Source organism: Streptomyces chiangmaiensis, from assembly GCF_036281785.1.
Taxonomy (GTDB): Bacteria; Actinomycetota; Actinomycetes; order Streptomycetales; family Streptomycetaceae; genus Streptomyces; species Streptomyces chiangmaiensis.
On record NZ_JAYWVC010000500.1, the window covers coordinates 1 to 1,981 of the forward strand.

At 66.1% G+C, this 1,981-nt stretch carries 1 pseudogene; it reads left to right on the forward strand.

Annotated elements, in window-relative coordinates:
* Window positions 1-481 precede the first annotated feature (481 nt).
* A pseudogene (locus VXC91_RS44935) lies at window positions 482-1,573 on the forward strand (IS30 family transposase); the annotation flags it as partial.
* Window positions 1,574-1,981: the final 408 nt, after the last annotated feature.

The window sequence follows — 1,981 nt, forward strand, 5'->3', positions numbered from 1 at the left end:
TGGTTTGAAGCCTCCCCCCGCAGGGCGACTTCGAAGGGCCAACGACCTTCATCTTCCGCACAGCATCACTTCAAGAACTGTCCCTACAACCAGCTCCATCCACGTTCAGGACACAAATACCCAGCACCCCTATTTGCGCGGCCTATTACTACCGCAACTGCGGCATCAAGCCCCGGCCCCGTATCACCACCGCAGACCCAGCCTGACCCGCACCGACCCGGCCGCGTGGGCACACACACCCACCCAGCCGGGAAGCACGCGTTTCCCAAGCTCAGAGCCGATTTTCCACGACCACGTGTGCCCGCCAACTACGGAAGCCAGGGAAGAACACCACAAGGAGACAGAACACCCTGGCCACGAGGACGAGGACTCAGCAGGGCTCAGGGGAACTCACGGAATGGCGCACATACGGATCGAAAGGCCCTGACCGGACGGACTTCCATTCTAGTGGTCGTCGCAACACCCCAGTTCAGGGGATGCGATGGACTTCGAGGTTCGGAAGGTGCGGAGCCCTCAGGGCCGTAAGAAGCTCTCTGCTGAGCGAGCTGCATACTTCCAGCTCGTGAAGCAGGGGTTCAGCAACAACGAGGCATGCCGGATCGTCGGGATCAACCCCAAGACCGGCAGACGCTGGCGCAACGGGCGCAGACCGTCCGGCCGGAACAAGGCGGCGCCACCGGTACGTCCGGTGGCGCCGCCTTCGGCGTCGTCGCGGTACCTGTGCGAGGCAGACCGGATCTATATCGCCGATCGGCTGCGGGAGAAGGCTTCCATCCGTGCGATAGCCGCCAAGCTGGGCCGCAGCCCTTCCACCATCAGCCGCGAGGTCCACCGCAACCGCACGGTCGATCCCCATGGCCAGTGGCACTACCGGCCATACGCCGCGCAGGTCCGTGCCGAGTCCCGCCGTCCCCGGCCCAAGCCGGGGAAGATCAGCCAGAACCTCGAACTGCGCGCCTTCATCCAGGACCGCCTGGACTTACGGTGGAGCCCGGAGCAGATCTGCCAGGCCCTGCGCGCCCGATTTCCCGACCGGCCGGAGATGCACGTGGTCCACGAGACCGTCTACCAGGCCCTCTACATCCAGGGCCGCGGCGAACTGCGACGCGACCTCGCCAAAGCCCTGCGCACCGGCCGGGCCCGGCGCAAGCCCCGCCGCCAGGCCCAGCTGCGCCAGCCACGCTTCCGCGACCCCATGGTCATGATCAGCGAGCGTCCCGCCGAAGCGCAGGATCGGGCAGTGCCCGGCCACTGGGAAGGGGACCTGATCATCGGCAAGGACGGTGCCTCGGCCATCGGCACCCTCGTGGAGCGCTCCACCCGCTACGTGCTGCTGGTGCACCTGCCGAACGGCCGGGCCACCGAAGTGGTCCGCGACGCCCTGGTCGAGACCGTCCAGACGCTGCCGGCCCATCTGAAGCGGTCCCTGACTTGGGACCAGGGCAGCGAGATGGGGCGCCACCGCGAGTTCACCGTCGCGACTGACATCCCGGTCTACTTCTGCGATCCCGCGAGCCCCTGGCAGCGCGGCTCGAACGAGAACACCAACGGCCTGCTACGGCAGTACTTCCCGACTTGTATCGGGGGTAGCGGTGTTCGTGATCGGGTTGGCCGCCCGTAACGTGCCGCAGGATGCCAGGCAGGCTGACTCGAGTACTTCCTGCCGCCCGCAGGGGCTGGCTCTCTTTGGGTGTGTCGACCTGCCCGCTCTCCGTTCGCGGCTTGACTCAACAGAGGCATGAGCACCGGCCACCCCACGTTTCTCGAAGTCGGGATGTCAGCTGCGGATTCCACTGACCCGACGTCCGAGAAAGGGACCGCCGATGATGCTGATCGGCATAGATCCGCACAAGTCCACCCACACGTCCACAGCCGTCGATCCCGAAGCCAACCGTGATCACGCATCGATCCGCATCGACGTGACGCTCCAGGAGTACGAGCGCATGCTGGACTGGGCCCGCCAGTGGCCCCAGCGGCGATC